Source organism: Dietzia sp. CQ4, from assembly GCF_014145125.1.
GTDB lineage: Bacteria > Actinomycetota > Actinomycetes > Mycobacteriales > Mycobacteriaceae > Dietzia > Dietzia natronolimnaea.
Window position 1 is genome coordinate 1 of sequence record NZ_JAALDZ010000309.1, and the last position, 2,370, is coordinate 2,370.

Genomic DNA, 2,370 nt, shown 5'->3' on the forward strand with positions numbered 1-2,370 from the left:
TGCGGCGAACGTCCGAGGACGTGCTCCGGATCGACCACCACCACCACGTCGAACTCGAGTCCCTTGGCCAGGGCCAGGGGGAGGACCGAGGCGTCGGGGCGCGCCGCGATCACGGTGTCCCTGAGGGCGGCGATCCCGGGGGCGTTCTCGTGCCCGAGGTCATCGGGGAGGAGCACGGCCACGGCCCGGTCCTCCGGCACGAGGGAGACCTCGTCGGCCACCACCCGGCCCACCGAGCCCGTGTCGGTCTCGAGCCACGCGACAGGCCGTCGTCCCGCACGTACCGGGCGCGGCGAGGTCGCCCCCGGGTCGATCTGCGCGAGCAGCTGTTCCGCGACCGCGGAGACGGTCTCCGGGGTGCGGTAGTTGACGGTGAGCTCGCAGAGGACCCACCGGTCGTCCACGTACGGCGAGAGCGCGTCCTCCCACGAGTCGATGCCCGCAGGGCTGGAGGTCTGGGCGACGTCCCCGACGAGGGTCATCCAGCGGTTGGGGGAGCGGCGCATCAGCGCGCGCCACGCCATGGCGGACAGCTCCTGCGCCTCGTCGACGATCACGTGACCGAACGCCCACGTCCGATCCGCGCCGGCACGATCCGCGACGGTGAGGTCCGAGTCCGCACTGTGCCGCCGGGCGAGCGACTCCGCGTCGACCACGTCGTACGCCATGAGGACCTCCGGGTCCAGGTCGTCCTCGATGTCCTGGACCGCCGACCCGGTGAGGATCTCGAGCGCCTCCTCCGCCTGTCGGACCTGTTCGGCCCAGGCTCGGTCCGCCTCGTTGCCCTCCTCGGTGGGGTCCTCGCCCAGCAGTTCGGCGAGTTCGTCGAGGAGCGGGACGTCGGCCACCGAGAACGCCCCACCGTCGGCGCGGAAGAGGGCCTCCTGGTCCTCGGCCACATAGTCGCCGGCAGCCTCGGAGATCCGCTCGCGGCTGGAGAACAGGTCGGCCAACAATTGCTCCGGCCGCAGGGTGGGCCACCACTCGTCGATCGCGGCGAGGACCTCGGGCGCGCGTTCGACCTCGGTGCGCAGCGCGGCCCGGTCCTCCGCGTCCAGCAGCGGCCGGGCGGGGTCCCCGAGATCCCCGACCCCGTCGCCCTCGGGGGACCAGGCGGCGTCCTCCGCGTGCCCGACGGGATCGGTCAGGGACGCCACGTACTGCTCCGTGAGAGCGTCGATGATCCTCGCCGCGAACGTGGAACGCGCCTGGTTGTGCGGTCGCCGCGTCATCCGGGCCCGGCCGCGGGCGGCGCGGACCACCGCGGGCGTGAGGACGAGGTCGTGTCCCTCGCACCGCACCACCACGTCCGCCCCCGGGGCGAACTGGCGGGCGCGGACGGCGGCCTTGAGGATGTCGACCATGTCCGCCGAGCCCTTGACCTCCTCGCCGCGGAGAGTCTCCGAACCGGTGGCACGGACCCCGGGGTAGAGGTCGGCGAGTGTGCGCAGGACGACTCCCGACTCGCCGAGCGACGGCAGGACGCGTGCGATGTAGTCGAGGAACCGCGCGTTGGGCCCCACGATGAGCACTCCGCTGCGGTCGAGCCTCCGGCGGTGCGTGTAGAGCAGGTAGGCCGCACGGTGAAGGGCCACGGCGGTCTTCCCCGTCCCCGGCCCGCCCTGGACCACCAGGACACCGGCGTGGGGGTTGCGGATGATCTCGTCCTGCTCGCGTTGGATGGTCGCGACGATGTCCGTCATGTGAGCGGAGCGCGCGCTGTCCAGGGCTTCGAGCAGGGCGGATTCCCCCACGACGTCGTCGTGGTCCTCCGGCACCTCACCGTCGACCGGTGCGGTGAGGTACTCGTCGTGGACCCCGATGACCCTCCTGCCGATCGTGCGGAGATGACGACGACGGTGTGCGCCCTCGGGGCGGGCGGTGGTGGCCAGATAGAACGGGCGGCTGTGGTCCGCGCGCCAGTCCAGCAGGAGCGGGGTGAGGTCCTCGTCGTCGTCCCTCAGTCCCACGCGCCCGATCCTCCGGACCTCTCCGTCCTCCATGTCCAGCCGACCGAAGTACAGGCCCAGGTTGGCGGCGTTGAACGCCGCCAGCTCAGACGAATAGAGCCGCGCGAACGACTCCCGCTCCGATCGCGCCTGAGGAGTTCCCCCCGTGCCCCGGAGGACGGCGTCGAGGCGGGCCCGGGTGTCGGCCCGGAGTTCCTCGAGACGATCGAGGAGACGGCCGAGGTGGCGCTGTTCCTCGTCGACGGCGTCGTATCCCGTCATGCGCGCTCCTCTCGGGTGGGGACTGCGCATCGGGTGGGTGTACCGCGCAGTGCAGGACAACCAGGCTACCGGGTCTCGCGCAGGGCCCACCGACGCCGACGACCCCGCCCGTGGGGGCGGGGTCGTCGACTTCCGGTGC

Annotated in this window: 1 protein-coding gene; it reads right to left on the reverse strand. The window is 72.3% G+C overall.

All coding sequences use genetic code 11. From position 1 onward, the window contains the following. Window positions 1-2,231, reverse strand: a 2,231-nt coding sequence (locus G6031_RS15570; protein WP_182653745.1) for an AAA family ATPase, incomplete at its 3' end; no start/stop codon positions are given. Window positions 2,232-2,370 lie beyond the last annotated feature (139 nt).